Raw genomic sequence first — 14,287 nt, forward strand, 5'->3', positions numbered from 1 at the left:
CCTGGGCCCCGATCGGGTGTGACTTTGGAGCTTTCCTTGACTTAGACATTGTCAATTGTAGGATCGAGCTCGGCTATAGCCAAGCGACAGGACGACTCGGGAAGGGCACCCAATGTCCGAGAATCAAGAATTTGTGACGGACCCCAACGCGGAGGCGGGCGGTTGTCCGGTCGCGCACGGTCGTGCCGCGCACCCCACGCAGGGTGGTGGCAACCGTCAGTGGTGGCCCGAGAGCCTCAACCTCAAGATCCTCGCGAAGAACCCGGCGGTGGCGAACCCGCTCGGTGAGGACTTCGACTACGCCGAGGCGTTCAAGTCCCTGGACCTCCCGGCCGTGAAGCGGGACATCGCCGAGGTCCTGACCACCTCCAAGGACTGGTGGCCGGCCGACTTCGGGCACTACGGCCCGCTGATGATCCGCATGGCCTGGCACTCCGCCGGCACGTACCGGATCAGCGACGGCCGCGGTGGCGCGGGCGCGGGTCAGCAGCGCTTCGCCCCGCTCAACAGCTGGCCGGACAACGGGAACCTGGACAAGGCCCGCCGCCTGCTGTGGCCCGTGAAGAAGAAGTACGGCCAGAGCATCTCCTGGGCCGACCTCCTGATCCTCACCGGAAACGTCGCGCTGGAGACGATGGGCTTCAAGACCTTCGGCTTCGCCGGTGGTCGCGAGGACGTGTGGGAGCCGGACGAGGACGTCTACTGGGGCCCCGAGCAGATCTGGCTCGACGACAAGCGCTACACGGGCGACCGTGAGCTCGAGGACCCGCTCGGCGCCGTCCAGATGGGCCTCATCTACGTCAACCCGGAGGGCCCGAACGGGAACCCGGACCCGATCGCCGCGGCCCGCGACATCCGTGAGACGTTCCGCCGCATGGCGATGAACGACGAGGAGACCGTCGCCCTCATCGCCGGTGGTCACACGTTCGGCAAGACGCACGGCGCGGGCGACGCCGGCCTGGTCGGCGCCGAGCCCGAGGGCGCGCCGATGGAGCAGATGGGCCTCGGCTGGAAGTCCGGCCACGGCAAGGGCAAGGGCCGCGACGCCATCACGTCCGGCCTCGAGGTCACCTGGACCGAGACGCCCACGCAGTGGAGCAACTACTTCTTCAAGAACCTCTTCGAGTACGAGTACGAGCTCACGCAGTCGCCGGCCGGCGCCAACCAGTGGGTGGCGAAGAACGCCGAGGCGATCATCCCGGACCCCGAGGACCCCTCGGTCAAGCGGCTTCCGACGATGCTCACCACGGACCTCTCGCTGAAGTTCGACCCGATCTACGAGCCGATCTCGCGGCGCTTCTACGAGAACCCCGAGGAGTTCGCGGACGCCTTCGCCCGCGCCTGGTTCAAGCTCACGCACCGTGACCTCGGCCCGGTCGTCCGCTACCTCGGCCCGGAGGTCCCCTCCGAGGAGCTGCTCTGGCAGGACCCGCTGCCGGCGCGCGAGGGCGAGGTCATCGACGCCTCCGACATCGCGACGCTCAAGCAGCAGGTGCTGGCCTCCGAGCTCACGATCCCGCAGCTGGTGTCCGCGGCCTGGGCCTCGGCCTCGTCCTTCCGCGGCGGCGACAAGCGCGGCGGTGCCAACGGCGCTCGCATCCGCCTGGAGCCGCAGCGCAACTGGGAGGTCAACGACCCGGAGAACCTCGCGCAGGTGCTCCGCGTGCTCGAGGGCATCCAGGAGTCCTTCAACGCCGCGGGCGGCCGCAAGGTCTCCCTGGCCGACCTGATCGTGCTCGCGGGCTCCGCGGCCGTCGAGCAGGCCGCCAAGGACGGCGGCGTCGAGATCGAGGTCCCGTTCACGCCGGGCCGTGTCGACGCCACGCAGGAGCAGACGGACGTCGAGTCCTTCGCGGCCCTCGAGCCGAAGGCCGACGGCTTCCGCAACTACGTGGGCAAGGGCCAGCGCCTCCCGGCGGAGTTCCTGCTCACCGACAAGGCGAACCTGCTGACCCTCAGCGCGCCCGAGATGACCGTCCTCGTCGGTGGTCTGCGTGTCATCGGGATCAACGCGGGCGGGTCGAAGCACGGTGTCCTGACCGAGCGTCCGGGCGTCCTGACCAACGACTTCTTCGTCAACATCACCGACATCGACACCCAGTGGAAGTCGACGACGAAGGCGCAGGACGAGTTCGAGGGCCGCGACGCCTCGGGTCAGGTCAAGTGGACCGGCACCCGCGCCGACCTGGTCTTCGGTGCCAACTCCGAGCTGCGTGCCCTCGCCGAGGTGTACGCGAGCGACGACGCCAAGGAGAAGTTCGCGAAGGACTTCGCCGCCGCGTGGAGCAAGGTCATGGACCTCGACCGGTTCGACGTGCGCTGAGCGCGTCACCGCGTGAAGTGAAGTGAGTGAGAGGGCCGGTTCCCCTTCGGGGGAGCCGGCCCTCTCGCCGTACCGCTGCTATGCGGGGAGCGGCGCGGTCCGCTGTCGCTCCGGGGCCCAGTGGCGGATGATGTCGCGGACCGAGACGATGCCGACGGGCTCCTGGCCGTCGAGCACGATCAGGTGCCGGAAGCCGCCGTGCGCCATCGCGGCGGCGGCCTCCTCCACGGTCCACGACGGGGCGGCGAAGACGACGTCCGTCGTGGTGTGCGTGCCGGCCGTCTCGAAGTCCGGATTCTGGTTCCCGCCCAGGGCGTTGAGGATGTCGCGCTCGGTCAGTATCCCGATGCCGATGCCGTCCGGGTCGAGGACGACGGCGGCGCCGACGCGGCGTGCGGACATCAGCCGGGCCGCCTGGCGCAGGGTGTGGTTGGGGCCGATGGTGAGGACCATCGTGCTCATGGCGTCACGGACGAGCATGGATGGAGCCACCTTCCTGTGTGGGCACCTGTGACCGGGCTCGTGCGGTACGAGAAACGGTTCACAAGTTCACAAGTGGGGGGACTCTCAGAGTCGCAGGCAAAGGGAGAGTCAACAAGGGGGCGCGAGAAGCGAGTTCGGGCGCACGGGTCGGCCCGATGCGCGTGCGCCCTGCCCGGCTTCGGACGTGGGTGACGTCAGACGTGCAGGTAGCTGAGCAGCTGGTCGTGCAACAGGCCGTTCGAGGCCGCCGCGTTGCCGCTGTGCGGACCGGGGCGCCCGTCGAGGCCGGTGTAGCTGCCGCCCGCCTCGGACACCACGATCGACGGCGCCGCCATGTCCCACAGGGAGAGCTCCGGCTCGGCACACAGGTCGACCGAGCCCTCGGCGACCATCATGTACGGCCAGAAGTCGCCATAACCGCGCGTGCGCCACACGGCGCGCGTCAGGTCGAGGAAGCCGCCGAGCCGCCCCTGCTCCTCCCAGCCCGACAGCGAGGAGTACGCGAACGAGGCGTCCTCCAGGCGGCTCACCTTGGAGGCGTGGATCCGGGACGCGGAGGTCAGGCTGCGGCCCGTGTACGCGCCCGCGCCCTTCGCCGCCCACCAACGGCGGTTGAGGGCCGGGGCGGAGACGACGCCGACGACCGGCTGGTAGCCGCCCTCGCCCGCCTCCATGAGGGAGATCAGCGTCGCCCACACCGGAACGCCGCGCACGTAGTTCTTGGTCCCGTCGATCGGGTCGATGACCCAGCGGCGGGGGCCCGAGCCCTGAATCCCGTACTCCTCACCCAAGATCGCGTCGCGCGGCCTGGCCCGCTGGAGGTTGCCGCGGATCAACTCCTCGGCGGCCTTGTCGGCCTCGCTCACCGGAGTCATGTCCGGCTTGGTCTCCACCTTCAGGTCGAGGGCCTTGAACCGGTCCATCGTCGCGGCGTCGGCGACGTCCGCGAGGACGTGGGCGAGACGCAGATCATCTTGGTAGTCGGGCATGAGTGAACAGTATCGATCGAGGTACGCCGACTGCTACAGGGACCGGTCCGGCGGCGGGACGGGGGCGGGTGGTGCGGGCCCTTGACAGTGCGTACGAGCGCGTCAACTGTGGCTGTACAGGCCTGACGGACCCGGCGGACCGGGGAGGCGACGATGCCTGCAGCGCGGGAATCCCTACTGGACGCGGCCTACACGGCGCTCGCGCGGAGGCCGTGGGGCGGGGTGCGGATGGTCGACGTCGCGGCCGTCGCCGGGGTGTCGCGGCAGACGCTCTACAACGAGTTCGGCAGCAAGGAAGGGCTTGCGCGGGCGCTCGTGCGGCGGGAGGCGGACGCGTATCTCGCGGGGGTGGACCGGGCGTTGAAGGAGGGCGGGCTCGATGCCGTCGCGGAGTGGACGGTGGCGAGTGCGCGGCGCAATCCGTTGGTACGGGCGGCGCTCACGGGGTGCTGGAGCGAGCGGTTGCCGTCTCCTACGTTGTCGGCGGTGCCGTCGTCGTCGTCCGTGCCGGCGCAGCGGAGGGCGGACGGGCCGTTGCCGGGGCCGGGGGATTTCGTGGCGGCTGTACGGGATCGGAGCGTGGCGGCGCTCGGTGTTCCCGGTGGTCCGAAGCCCGATGCGGAGTCGCTCACGCGGGACTGTGAGGTGGCGGTGCGGTTGGCGTTGTCCTGCGTGATGGCTCCGCCGGGGGAGGGTGGGGTGGGGCGGCTGGTCCGTGACGCGCTGGGCCCTCGGCCTCGCTGACGACTTTGCCGTGGCCGACGGCCGGTTTCCGCGGCGCCGGGGGCCGGAACCTTGCCGTGGCCGGCGCCCGACGCCCGGTTTCCGCTGCACCGGGGTGCCTGTGCTTTGCCGTGGCCGGCGCCTTCCGTGGATTCGGCCTGCACCGGGCGCCGCCTTGCCCACCCTGCCGCCCAAGGCGGCATGTTGCCCAAGTCGGGTGCGGCCGACCGTGGGCGGGTGGGAGGCCGTTCCCGCGGCCGATTGCCCAAGGCGGGGTGCGGCCGACCTCGGCGGGTGGGGAGCCGTTCCGGCGGCGCTTGCCCGAGGCGGGGTGCGGCTACCGGTAGCTGTTGCAGTTGCCCGTGGCGGGGGCGGCTCACCGTAGCCGTTGCGGTTGCCCGTGGCGGGGGTGGCTGCCCGGCGGGGTGACGCCCCTGGAGGGGGCGGGTGGGTGGGATCTTGGGCGGCGGAGTCGAGAGGGTAGGCGACGGGGGCCTGGCCGGGGCGGCGCAGGTGGGTAAATCGAGCCCCTGCGGCGTTTGAGCAGCGGGGTCCGGGGCGGAGCCCCGTGACGTGGGCGATCGGGGGCCTGCGGGTTCGGGTAGGTAAATCAAGCCCCTGCGGCGATTGAGCAGCGGGGTTCGGGGCGGAGCCCCGAGGCGTAGGGCCGTGAGGCCGGGGCTGCCGGGGCAAGCCCCGTTGCGCGGAGCCCCAAGGCGTAACGCCGGTGCGGCATGACAGGCGCGGGGTTCGGGGCGGAGCCCCGAGGCGTAGGAGCGGGGGGCCGTCAGTGGGCGGAGCCGCTTAGTTGGAGGCCGATGACGCCCGCGATGACGAGGCTGATGGAGACGATCTTGAGGACCGAGACCACGTCGCCGAGGAAGATCATGCCGTAGATCGCCGTGCCGGCCGCGCCGATCCCCGTCCACACCGCGTACGCAGGCCCCACGTCCAGCTTCTTGAGCGACAGGGTCAGCAGCCCGAAGCTGCCCAGCGCGAACGCAGCGAACGCGACCGTCGGCCACAGCCGCGTGAAGCCGTGCGAGAGCTTGAGGCACACGGCGAAACCCGTCTCCAGGATCCCCGCGACGATGACCAGCAGCCACGCCATGTCCTTGTGCCTCCCGCGTTCCACTGATCATCGTGCGTCCGGCTTGGTGCGATTATGCCCTTACCGGAGCGCACCGGCAGTAAACAGGACTGAGGTCAGTCCCCCTCGCGCCGCTCCCGCGTGGCGAGCAGCCGGCGCAGCGAGTAGAGCCGGGCCGGATCGGCGTGCCCCTCCGCCACGTACGCGTCGAGCGCGCAGTCCGGCTCGTCGTGGCTGCACGCGCGCGGGCAGTTCTCGGTGCCGGGCTCCAGATCGGGGAAGGCGTGGATGACCCGCGACGGGTCCACATGGTGCAGGCCGAAGGAGCGCACGCCGGGCGTGTCGATCACCCACCCCGCGTCCCCGGACAGCGGCAGCGCGAGGGCCGATGTGGTCGTGTGGCGGCCGCGGCCCGTGACCGCGTTGACGTGGCCCGTCGTACGCCGCTGGTCGTCCGGCACCAGCGCGTTGACCAGCGTCGTCTTGCCCACGCCCGAGTGCCCGACGAACGCCGTGACCTTCCCGTCGAGCTGCTCGCGCACCCGCGCCACCGCCGTACCGTCCTCCAGCTCCTCGCGGCTGGTGACGACGTAGGGGATGTCCAGATCCCCGTACAGGTCGAGGAGCTTGGACGCCGGTGCCAGGTCGGACTTGGTCAGGACGAGGAGCGGGTCGAGGCCGCCGTCGAACGCCGCCACGAGGCAGCGGTCGATCATGCGCGGGCGCGGCTCCGGGTCGGCGAGCGCGGTGACGATGGCGAGCTGGTCGGCGTTGGCCACGACCACCCGCTCGTACGGGTCGTCGTCGTCCGCCGTGCGCCGCAGGACGGAGCTGCGGCTCTCGATGCGGACGATGCGCGCGAGCGTGTCCTTCTTGCCGGACAGATCGCCGACGACCGAGACCCGGTCGCCGACGACCGCGGCCTTGCGGCCCAGCTCACGCGCCTTCATCGCGGTCACGGGGACGTCGTCGATGAGGACGGTGAGCCGCCCCCGGTCGACCGTGAGGACCATGCCCTCGGCGGCGTCCTCGTGCTTGGGCCTGATGTTGGTCCGCGGCCGGTTGCCCTTGCGGTTCGGGCGCTGCCGGATGTCGTCCTCGTCGGTGTGCTTGCCGTAGCGGCGCATCGCGATACGTCCCTACGCCCCGACGCTGTCCGTCCGGAGCATGGCGGCCCACATGTCGGGGAAGTCCGGCAGCGTCTTCGCGGTCGTCGCCACGTTCTCGATCTGGACGTCCTTCACCGCGAGCCCGATGATCGCGCCCGCCGTGGCCATCCGGTGGTCGTCGTACGTGTGGAAGATCCCGCCGTGCAGCTTGCGGGGGCGGATGTGCAGGCCGTCGGCGGTCTCCGTGACGTCACCGCCCAGCTCGTTGATCTCCTTGGTGAGCGCGGCGAGCCGGTCGGTCTCGTGCAGCCGCAGGTGCGCGACGCCGCGCAGCGTGGACGGCGAGTCGGCGAGGGCGGCGACGGCGGCGATGCCGGGGGTCAGCTCCCCGACCTCGCTCAGGTCGACGTCGATGCCGTGCACCGCGCCGGACCCGGTGAACTCCAGGCCCCTGGCGGTCAGCTCGCAGCTGCCGCCCATCCGCGTGAAGATCTCGCGCAGCGCGTCGCCGGGCTGCGTGGTGTGCTCGGGCCAGTCGGGGATCGTGACCCTGCCGCCGGTGACCAGGGCCGCGGCCAGGAACGGCTGGGCGTTCGAGAGGTCGGGCTCGATGGTGATGTCCCGGCCGAGCAGGGCGCCGGGCGTGACCCGCCACACGTTCGCCTCGCCGCCGGACTCCGGGGTGTCGACCTGGGCGCCGACCGCGCGCAGCATGTCGACCGTCATCCGGATGTGCGGCATGGACGGCAGCGCCGAGCCGACGTGCCGTACCTCCACGCCCTGGTTGAAGCGCGGACCCGACAGCAGCAGGGCGCTCACGAACTGCGAGGACGACGAGGCGTCGATCTCGACCGGGCCGCCCTCCAGGGCGCCCGCTCCGTGCACGGTCAGCGGGAGCGCGCCGCGCCCCTCGTCGTCGATCCGGGCGCCGAGCACGCGCAGCGCGTCGATCACACCGTGCAGCGGACGCTCGTACGAACGGGGGTCGCCGTCGAAGCGGATCTCGCCGTCGGCGAGCGCGGCGACCGGCGGCAGGAAGCGCATCACGGTGCCCGCGTTGCCCACGTCGACCGTGGCGGGACCCCGAAGCCCGGACGGGATGACGCGCCAGGCCTCCCCCGAACCGTCGGGGCCCACGCCCTCCTCGATGCCCACGCCCATCGCGCGCAGCGCGCCCGCCATCAGCAGCGTGTCCCGGGAGCGCAGCGGGCGGCGCAGCCAGCCCGGCTCCGCGGCGAGTGCGGCGAGCACCAGCGCCCGGTTGGTGACGGATTTGGACCCCGGCACCTGGACCGTCGCGTCGACGGCCCCGCTCGCGAGGGGGGCGGGCCAGAGGGCGGTGTGGGCGGGGTTCGTGGTCATGCCCCAACTCTAGTCGGCCCCCGCGAAGCCACCTGCTCACAGCCCCAGCAGCCAGCGACCTCCGCCGAGCAGTGAGCACAGTGAGACGGCGTGGAAGAAGAACAGCCACATGCCGGCCGGGACGTGCGTGAGGCGCGAGAGCTGGTCGGCGTCCGAGTCGCCCGCGCCGCCCCGCCTGCGCTTGCTCTGCAGCTCGAACGCGGGACGTACGCCGCCAAGGAGCAGGAACCACACGACGGTGTACGCGAAGGCGGCCTGCACCTGCGGCCCCGTCAGCCAGGAGACCAGGACGAAGGCGGCGCCCGTGACCACCACGGTCAGCGCCCCGTACGCGTTCCTGATCATCACCAGCATCGCCACGAGCAGCGCCGTCGCGAGCCACAGGAGGAGGGTGATGTGGCCCTCGGAGAGCAGCGCGGCGCCGCCGAGTCCGAGCAGCGGCGGGGCCGTGTACCCGGCGGCGGCCGTCAGGACCATGCCGAGACCGGTCGGCTTGCCGCGGCTGACGGTGAGGCCGCTGGTGTCGGAGTGCAGCCGGATGCCGTCGAGCCTGCGGCCCATGACGAGCGCGATCAGTCCGTGGCCGCCCTCGTGGGCGATCGTGATCGCGTTGCGGGTCAGCCGCCAGAGGGAGTGCGGCACGATCGCGGCGAGCGCGAGCACGCCGGTGGCGATCGTCACCCACTGGTCGGGGTCGGACTGGGTTCCGAAGATCCGGTCCCAGAGGCTGGAGTCCATGGGTGGAGGCTGCTCCCGTTCGGGTTCGGTGGCGGGTCGGCATCTGGCACTGTGGCACGTATGTGCGGACGTTATGCATCGAGTCGCAGGCCCGAGGATCTCGCAGGAATCTTTGAGATCGAGAAGTGGGAGCCGGAGGAGGCCTATGAGGCCGACTACAACGTGGCTCCCACCAAGGAGGTCTACGCGGTTCTCGACCGCCCCGTGAAAGACGCCGAAGACCGGCGTCCGGTTCGCCAGCTCCGCAAGCTGAAGTGGGGTCTGGTGCCCTCGTGGTCCAAGACGCCGGAGGGCGGCGCCCGCATGATCAACGCGCGGGCCGAGACGGTGCACGAGAAGCCCTCGTACCGGCGGGCCTTCAGCAGCCGGCGCTGCATCCTGCCGGCCGACGGTTATTACGAGTGGGTGACCGCGGCGGCCGAGCGCGACCTGGAGGTCGAGGGCAAGAAGAAGCGGCCCCGCAAGCAGCCGTACTTCGTGACGCCCGCGGACGGCTCGGTGTTCGCGATGGCGGGGCTCTACGAGTTCTGGCGCGACCGGACGCTTCCGGACGAGCATCCGCTGGCGTGGTGGGTGACGTGCTCCGTGATCACCACCGAGGCGGAGACGGCGCCGCTCGGCGTCGCGCCCGAGGAGGGCCCGCGCTCGCTCTCCGACATCCACCCCCGGATGCCGCTGATGCTGACGCCGGACCGGTGGGACGACTGGCTCGACCCGGCCCGCACGGACGTCGACGACCTCCGCACCCTCCTGGCCCCGCCCCCGGAGGGCCTGATGCGGGCGTACCCCGTGTCCACGGCGGTGAGCAACGTCCGCAACAACGGCCCCGAGCTGTTGAAGGAGCTGGAGGGCCCCGAGGAGGGGACGCTCTTCTGAGGCGTGGGCGGTACCGGCACCGATCATGTGCACCATGAGCAGGTGACACGTAGCGAAATCATTGCCACCGAAACCGGCGACGCCCGCATCACCTGGCACGCCGCCAAGAAGCCGAGGCTCACGCTCGCCGTCAGTCACGGTGCCGGGGGCGGCATCGAGGCGCGCGACCTCCAGGCCCTCGCCGCCGTCCTGCCCGCCCACGGAGTGACCGTCGCGCTGGTCGAGCAGCCATGGCGGGTCGCGGGGAAGAAGCTCGCGCCCGCGCCGAAGACGCTCGACAAGGGGTGGCACGGGGTCTGGCCCGCGCTCGCGGCGCCCGGCCTCCCGGTGATCGCCGGAGGCCGCAGCGCCGGCGCCCGCGTCGCCTGCCGCACCGCGGGCGACCTCGGCGCCGCCGCCGTCCTCGCGCTCAGTTTCCCGCTGCACCCGCCGGGCAAGCCGGAGAAGTCGCGGGCGGAGGAACTGCTCGGCGCGGGCGTGCCGACGCTCGTCGTACAGGGTGGCAACGACCCGTTCGGCAGGCCCGCCGAGTTCCCGGAGGGCGCCGCGTACGAACTCGTCGAAGTCCCGCACGGGGACCACGGCTTCGCCGTGCCGAAGCGCGCCGACCTCACCCAGGACGAGGCCCTCGACGTCATCACCGACGCCGTCGTGAAGTGGACCGGATCACTCGCCTAGCGATCGGGAATGTTGAGGACGGGACGACTGTTGTGCGGACTGTCGGTGCACACAGTTCGTACGAGAGGAAGTCCGCCGCATGGGTTCAGTCGCTTGCCCCAGCCGTGCCACCGCTCCTGACCTGGAGTGGAGCGTGCTGAGCGCGGCCAAGACCGCTCCCGTTCGGGCGGCGGGCGGACCGGATCGTCGTCTATCCTCCGATTCGAGCGGGGTCTCCTTCGGCTCCGCCACGTCGTTCGAGGAGGTGGGTCCGGTCACAGGGACCGACGCAGGGACCGAGCACGGCCAGGCGGACGAGCGCCCGGAGAGCACGGAAGAGCGCAACGCGCGCTTCGAGCGGGACGCGCTGGAGTTCCTCGACCAGATGTACTCGGCCGCGCTGCGCATGACGCGCAATCCGGCCGACGCCGAGGACCTGGTGCAGGAGACGTACGCGAAGGCGTACGCCTCGTTCCACCAGTTCCGCGAGGGCACGAACCTCAAGGCATGGCTGTACCGGATTCTGACGAACACCTTCATCAACTCGTACCGCAAGAAGCAGCGCGAGCCCCAGCGCAGCGCGGCCGAGGAGATCGAGGACTGGCAGCTGGCCAGGGCCGAGTCGCACATGTCGACCGGTCTGCGCTCCGCGGAGTCGCAGGCGCTCGACCACCTGCCCGACTCGGACGTGAAGCGGGCCCTGCAGGCGATCCCCGAGGAATTCCGCATCGCGGTCTATCTCGCGGACGTAGAGGGCTTTGCGTACAAGGAGATCGCGGACATCATGGGAACACCCATCGGTACGGTGATGTCCCGGCTGCACCGTGGCCGACGCCAGCTGCGCGGCATGCTCGAGGACTACGCCCGTGACCGCGGGCTCGTCCCGGCCGGTGCCGGTCAGGCGAACGAAGCGAAAGGCTCGGGCTCATGAGCTGCGGAGAGCCGCACGAGACGGACTGCAGTGAAGTCCTGGACCATCTCTACGAGTTCCTCGACCACGAGATGCCGGACAGTGACTGCACCAAGTTCGAGGTGCACTTCGAGGAGTGCTCCCCGTGCCTGGAGAAGTACGGCCTCGAGCAGGCCGTGAAGAAGCTGGTCAAGCGGTGCTGCGGCCATGACGACGTGCCCACCGATCTGCGGGCCAAGGTCATGGGGCGCATCGACCTGATCCGCTCGGGTCAGACCACGCCCGAAGAGGGCATGGGCAACCCGCTCGCCTGAGCACCGCAGTTCACCCGATCGTGCGAATCCGGGGCCCGCGGCCCCGGTAATCCCCGCGATGCGGCGCGAGCGCCTTCCCACGCGTCCTATTCTCCCTGAACTGGACGCCTTGGGGAGGGAGTTGGGGCATGCGGTCGGTTCCGCCTGTGGCCCGCGCGTATGTGCTCCTCACCGCCGGTGTCGCCGCGGTCTGCGCCGCCCCCGCCCTCTCCGCCGCCACTCCGTGGCCCGGCGTCGTCCTGCTCGCCTGCCTCTACGCGGGGTGCGAGCAGGTCGGCCGCTGTCGGCTGCTCGGGCGGCGCGCGCCCCGGGGCATGGGGACGTTCTTCCCCGTGCTGCTCGCCGGGGCCTTTCTGCTGCCGCCCGCCGCCGCCGCGCTCGTCGCGCTGCCCGGCGCCCTCCTCACCCGTGTCGAGCGGCGGCCCGCGTGGCTGCGCAAGGTGTGGCGCGCGGGCCAACTCGCCCTCGCCTGCTGGGTGGCGGCGCGGGTCTTCGCCGCGCTGGGCGGGCCCGCGGCGGTCGCCGAGCCCCGGTTCCCCGACGCGCTGGTGCCAGGCGGTGCCGCCGTGCTCGCGTTCTGCGCCGCGCTCACCGTCCTCGACGGGGGCGTGCTCGCCACCGCCGAGCGGGTGCCGCTGCGCGCCGCGTGGCGCGGTCTGTTCCTGCGGATGCTCGCGCCGGTGGCCGCGCACGGGCTCGCGGGCCTCGTCATGGCGATGATGTGGACCAGCTCGTACGGCCCCGTCGCCGCGCTGCTCGTGCTGCTGCCGATGTACATCTCCTGCTGGGTGTTCGCCCAGTACCAGCGGGAGCGGGCGGCCCACCAGGCCACCATCCGGGCGCTGGTGCAGGCCGTCGACATCAAGGACGGCTACACACGCGGGCACAGCGAGCGGGTCGGCCAGGCCTCGATGATGATCGCGCGCGAACTCGGGATGGCGGGGGAGCGGGTCGAGGCGCTGCGGTTCGCCGGGATCCTGCACGACGTGGGAAAACTCGGCGTCCCGACCCGGCTGTTGCGCAAGGACGGCCCCCTGACCCCCGAGGAGCGCGAGGTCATCCAGCTGCACCCCGAGTACGGGCACGAGATGGTGCGCGGCATCGCCTTCCTCGGAGAGGCGCGGGCGGCGATCCTGCACCACCACGAGCGGCTCGACGGCAGCGGCTATCCGTACGGGCTCGCGGGCGCGCAGATCCCGGAGTTCGCCCGGGTGGTGGCGGTGGCCGACGCGTTCGACGCGATGACGTCCACGCGCACGTACTCGCGGGCGCGGCCCGTCGCGGTGGCGCTCGCCGAGCTGGAGCGGTGCGCGGGCTCGCAGTTCGACCCGGAGATGGTGGCCGCGTTTGTCCGGGTGCTGGCGCGCGAGGGCTGGAACCCCGTGGTCACGGCGGACGAGCCGGCAGTCCCCTCGCCGCGCGCGGAGGGCCTCGCCGCCCCACCGGCGGCCTCCCGGTGAGGGGTGGGCGCGGGCTGCTGGCGGGGGTGTTCGGGGTCGCCGTCGTCGTGGCCGCCCTCGCGCTCGGGGACACCGTCTGGCACGGCGTCGTCGAGCGGGGGTACGGGCTCGCGTTCGGGGTGCTGATCGCCGTCGGGGAGCTCACGCGGTGGGGCGGCGCCGAGGACCGGGAGGCCGCGCCGCTGGGCGCCGCGGGGGCGCTCGCGTACGCGCTGCTCGGCGAGGTCGCGGGGCGGCCCACGCACCACGGCGCCGCGCAGGTCGTCGCGGTCGTCGTCGCGGGCACGCTCGTCGGCTGTGTGCCGTACGTGGCGCGCGGCAGGGGCGCCTCGCTCGACCACGTGGCGCGGCGCGTGCTCACCGTCGGGTTCGCCGCCGTCTGCTTCCAGCCGCTCTACAACCGGGGCGTGCTCGAGGAGTGGGTCGGCCACGGCTCGTACTACGCGCTGCTGATCGTCGGCCTGCTGGTGCTCACGACGCTGTGCGACGCCCTGCTGGCCGCCGTCATGGCGCACGCCAGGACCCGCTGGCCCTTCGGGCCGCTGCTCCGCGACGAGCTGCGGGCGACGCTCGGGATCGGCTCGGCGGTGTGCGCGACGGGCGCGGTGATGGCGCTCGCCGTCGCGGTGGCCGGGCTGTGGGCGCTGCCCCTGATCAGCCTGCCGCTGCTGCTCACCCAGTTGGCGTTCCGCAGATACTCCGTGGTCAAGACCACGTATCGGCAGACCATCACCTCATTGGCCCGCGCTACCGAGATCGCCGGCTACACGCCGCACGGCCACGCCCGCAGGGTCGCCGCGCTCAGCCGCGCCGTGGGCCGCGACCTGGGGCTCTCGGGGCCGGATCTGACCGTGTTGGAGTACGCCGCGCTGATGCACGACATCGGCCAGCTCTCGCTCCTCGACCCGGTGGCGGAGGGCGCCACCGCCGCGCTGCCGCCCGCCCAGCAGCGCCGGATCGCGCTGCTGGGCGGCGCCGTCGTCCGGCAGACCGGCGTCGACACCCAGGTGGCGGTGGTGGTCGAGCGGCAGGCCGACCCCTACCGCGAGCAGCCGCTCACGGCCCGGATTGTGCGCACAGCGAACGCGTACGACGAGATGGCGAGGGAACAGGGACCTCAGGGGCCGCTCAGGGCCCTGGAGAGCCTGCGCCTGGCCACCGGGCGCGACTATCAGCCGGAGGTGGTGGAGGCCCTGGCCAGAGTGGTTTCCCAGCCTGGTCTGAGCCTAGGGTCGGTGGGGTAACCCATGGGT

Annotated in this window: 14 protein-coding genes; 8 read left to right on the forward strand and 6 right to left on the reverse strand. The window is 71.8% G+C overall.

What is annotated here, in order from left to right; translation table 11 throughout:
* Positions 1-112 precede the first annotated feature (112 nt).
* Positions 113-2,323, forward strand: coding sequence for a catalase/peroxidase HPI (gene katG, locus ACTWJ8_RS25380; RefSeq protein WP_356374077.1), 2,211 nt, complete (start codon positions 113-115; stop codon positions 2,321-2,323).
* Positions 2,324-2,401: 78 nt separating this feature from the next.
* On the opposite strand, the gene ACTWJ8_RS25385 is transcribed toward katG, so the two are convergent.
* Positions 2,402-2,803, reverse strand: coding sequence for a CBS domain-containing protein (locus tag ACTWJ8_RS25385; RefSeq protein WP_356374075.1), 402 nt, complete (start codon positions 2,801-2,803; stop codon positions 2,402-2,404).
* A 197-nt stretch (positions 2,804-3,000) separates the two neighbouring features.
* Positions 3,001-3,795, reverse strand: coding sequence for a histidinol-phosphatase (hisN, locus tag ACTWJ8_RS25390; protein WP_356374073.1), 795 nt, complete (start codon positions 3,793-3,795; stop codon positions 3,001-3,003).
* A gap of 153 nt (positions 3,796-3,948) precedes the next feature.
* Between hisN and ACTWJ8_RS25395 the strand changes: the two genes are divergently transcribed.
* The gene (locus ACTWJ8_RS25395; protein WP_356374071.1) at positions 3,949-4,539 is read left to right on the forward strand and encodes a TetR/AcrR family transcriptional regulator; all 591 of its coding nucleotides are present in this window, start codon (positions 3,949-3,951) and stop codon (positions 4,537-4,539) included.
* Positions 4,540-5,305: 766 nt separating this feature from the next.
* Here ACTWJ8_RS25395 and ACTWJ8_RS25400 read toward each other — a convergent pair.
* The 4 genes from ACTWJ8_RS25400 to ACTWJ8_RS25415 form a co-directional block, all read right to left on the reverse strand.
* Positions 5,306-5,629, reverse strand: coding sequence for a DMT family transporter (locus tag ACTWJ8_RS25400; RefSeq protein WP_356374070.1), 324 nt, complete (start codon positions 5,627-5,629; stop codon positions 5,306-5,308).
* Between the two features lie 95 nt (positions 5,630-5,724).
* The gene (gene rsgA / locus ACTWJ8_RS25405; RefSeq protein ID WP_443260358.1) at positions 5,725-6,735 is read right to left on the reverse strand and encodes a ribosome small subunit-dependent GTPase A; all 1,011 of its coding nucleotides are present in this window, start codon (positions 6,733-6,735) and stop codon (positions 5,725-5,727) included.
* Positions 6,736-6,747: 12 nt separating this feature from the next.
* Complete coding sequence (gene aroA, locus ACTWJ8_RS25410) at positions 6,748-8,079, reverse strand: 3-phosphoshikimate 1-carboxyvinyltransferase (RefSeq protein ID WP_356374066.1); 1,332 nt, start codon at positions 8,077-8,079, stop codon at positions 6,748-6,750.
* Positions 8,080-8,115: 36 nt separating this feature from the next.
* Positions 8,116-8,817 carry a M50 family metallopeptidase gene (locus tag ACTWJ8_RS25415; RefSeq protein ID WP_356374065.1) on the reverse strand — a complete coding sequence of 234 codons (702 nt, stop codon included), beginning with the start codon at positions 8,815-8,817 and terminating at the stop codon, positions 8,116-8,118.
* Between the two features lie 60 nt (positions 8,818-8,877).
* Here ACTWJ8_RS25415 and ACTWJ8_RS25420 point away from each other — a divergent pair, with 60 nt between their 5' ends.
* From ACTWJ8_RS25420 to ACTWJ8_RS25445, 6 genes are all read left to right on the forward strand, one after another.
* Positions 8,878-9,693 (forward strand): SOS response-associated peptidase, encoded by an 816-nt coding sequence (locus ACTWJ8_RS25420; protein WP_356374063.1) that lies wholly within the window; start codon positions 8,878-8,880, stop codon positions 9,691-9,693.
* A 42-nt stretch (positions 9,694-9,735) separates the two neighbouring features.
* Positions 9,736-10,371 carry an alpha/beta hydrolase family protein gene (locus tag ACTWJ8_RS25425; RefSeq protein WP_443260359.1) on the forward strand — a complete coding sequence of 212 codons (636 nt, stop codon included), beginning with the start codon at positions 9,736-9,738 and terminating at the stop codon, positions 10,369-10,371.
* Between the two features lie 244 nt (positions 10,372-10,615).
* Positions 10,616-11,281 carry a sigma-70 family RNA polymerase sigma factor gene (locus ACTWJ8_RS25430; RefSeq protein ID WP_356375868.1) on the forward strand — a complete coding sequence of 222 codons (666 nt, stop codon included), beginning with the start codon at positions 10,616-10,618 and terminating at the stop codon, positions 11,279-11,281.
* On the forward strand, positions 11,278-11,574 hold the full coding sequence (rsrA, locus tag ACTWJ8_RS25435; protein ID WP_356374060.1) for a mycothiol system anti-sigma-R factor: 297 nt from the start codon (positions 11,278-11,280) through the stop codon (positions 11,572-11,574). Before ACTWJ8_RS25430 ends, rsrA begins: the two co-directional genes overlap by 4 nt.
* A 128-nt stretch (positions 11,575-11,702) precedes the next feature.
* Entirely contained in the window at positions 11,703-13,034 is a 1,332-nt protein-coding gene (locus ACTWJ8_RS25440) for an HD-GYP domain-containing protein (RefSeq protein WP_443260360.1), read from the forward strand.
* Complete coding sequence (locus tag ACTWJ8_RS25445; protein ID WP_443260361.1) at positions 13,031-14,278, forward strand: HD-GYP domain-containing protein; 1,248 nt, start codon at positions 13,031-13,033, stop codon at positions 14,276-14,278. Before ACTWJ8_RS25440 ends, ACTWJ8_RS25445 begins: the two co-directional genes overlap by 4 nt.
* Positions 14,279-14,287: the final 9 nt, after the last annotated feature.

The organism is Streptomyces sp. SDT5-1 (genome assembly GCF_052245995.1).
Classification (GTDB): Bacteria; Actinomycetota; Actinomycetes; order Streptomycetales; family Streptomycetaceae; genus Streptomyces.

What these genes read in the sequence shown, in the direction of transcription:
- katG (WP_356374077.1), top strand. Translation starts at nt 113, where the DNA reads ATGTCCGAGAATCAAGAATTTGTGACGGACCCCAACGCGGAGGCGGGC.
- ACTWJ8_RS25385 (WP_356374075.1), bottom strand. Translation starts at nt 2,803, where the DNA reads ATGCTCGTCCGTGACGCCATGAGCACGATGGTCCTCACCATCGGCCCC.
- ACTWJ8_RS25420 (WP_356374063.1), top strand. Translation starts at nt 8,878, where the DNA reads ATGTGCGGACGTTATGCATCGAGTCGCAGGCCCGAGGATCTCGCAGGA.
- rsrA (WP_356374060.1), top strand. Translation starts at nt 11,278, where the DNA reads ATGAGCTGCGGAGAGCCGCACGAGACGGACTGCAGTGAAGTCCTGGAC.
- ACTWJ8_RS25395 (WP_356374071.1), top strand. Translation starts at nt 3,949, where the DNA reads ATGCCTGCAGCGCGGGAATCCCTACTGGACGCGGCCTACACGGCGCTC.
- ACTWJ8_RS25400 (WP_356374070.1), bottom strand. Translation starts at nt 5,629, where the DNA reads ATGGCGTGGCTGCTGGTCATCGTCGCGGGGATCCTGGAGACGGGTTTC.
- ACTWJ8_RS25440 (WP_443260360.1), top strand. Translation starts at nt 11,703, where the DNA reads ATGCGGTCGGTTCCGCCTGTGGCCCGCGCGTATGTGCTCCTCACCGCC.
- aroA (WP_356374066.1), bottom strand. Translation starts at nt 8,079, where the DNA reads ATGACCACGAACCCCGCCCACACCGCCCTCTGGCCCGCCCCCCTCGCG.
- rsgA (WP_443260358.1), bottom strand. Translation starts at nt 6,735, where the DNA reads ATGCGCCGCTACGGCAAGCACACCGACGAGGACGACATCCGGCAGCGC.
- ACTWJ8_RS25415 (WP_356374065.1), bottom strand. Translation starts at nt 8,817, where the DNA reads ATGGACTCCAGCCTCTGGGACCGGATCTTCGGAACCCAGTCCGACCCC.
- hisN (WP_356374073.1), bottom strand. Translation starts at nt 3,795, where the DNA reads ATGCCCGACTACCAAGATGATCTGCGTCTCGCCCACGTCCTCGCGGAC.